1 rRNA gene is annotated in these 1,045 nt (G+C 53.5%); it reads left to right on the forward strand.

The features are described 5' to 3' along the window. Positions 1 to 72: 72 nt before the first annotated feature. Positions 73 to 1,045 (forward strand): 23S ribosomal RNA (locus JOC33_RS20210); the annotation flags it as partial.

Raw genomic sequence — 1,045 nt, forward strand, 5'->3', positions numbered from 1 at the left:
GTGAACCTTGAAAACTAGATAAGAAACAAGACATTCAACGACATCAAATGTAAGACGTCTTTTCACACGTATAGTGAAGTGAAGAAGGGCGCACGGTGGATGCCTTGGCACTAGGAGCCGAAGAAGGACGGGACTAACACCGATATGCTTCGGGGAGCCGTAAGTAGGCTGTGATCCGAAGATCTCCGAATGGGGGAACCCACGGTCCGTAATGGGACCGTACCCTGCACTGAATCCATAGGTGCCGGGAGGCAGACCCGGGGAACTGAAACATCTCAGTACCCGGAGGAAGAGAAAGCAAACGCGATTTCCTGAGTAGCGGCGAGCGAAACGGAACCAGCCCAAACCAGAAAGCTTGCTTTCTGGGGTTGTAGGACACTCCTTTGGAGTTACCAAGAGATCCGGTAGGTGAATCGATCTGGAACGATCAGCCAGAGCAGGTAACAGCCCTGTAGCCGAAACCGGATCTCCTCCGGAGTGGATCCTGAGTACGGCGGAACACGAGGAATTCCGTCGGAATCCGGGAGGACCATCTCCCAAGGCTAAATACTCCCTAGTGACCGATAGTGAACCAGTACCGTGAGGGAAAGGTGAAAAGCACCCCGGAAGGGGAGTGAAAGAGAACCTGAAACCGTGTGCCTACAAGTAGTCGAAGCCCGTTAATGGGTGACGGCGTGCCTTTTGTAGAATGAACCGGCGAGTTACGATCCCATGCAAGGTTAAGTCGATAGAGACGGAGCCGCAGCGAAAGCGAGTCTGAACAGGGCGAAGCTAGTATGTGGTCGTAGACCCGAAACCGTGTGATCTACCCATGTCCAGGGTGAAGGTCAGGTAACACTGACTGGAGGCCCGAACCCACGCATGTTGAAAAATGCGGGGATGAGGTGTGGGTAGGGGTGAAATGCCAATCGAACACGGAGATAGCTGGTTCTCTCCGAAATAGCTTTAGGGCTAGCCTCAGAGAACACGAGTCCTGGAGGTAGAGCACTGATTGGACTAGGGGCCCCTACCGGGTTACCGAATTCAGTCAAACTCCGAATGCCAG

Source organism: Thalassobacillus pellis (assembly GCF_016908295.1).
GTDB classification, from domain to species: Bacteria; Bacillota; Bacilli; order Bacillales; family Halobacillaceae; genus Thalassobacillus; species Thalassobacillus pellis.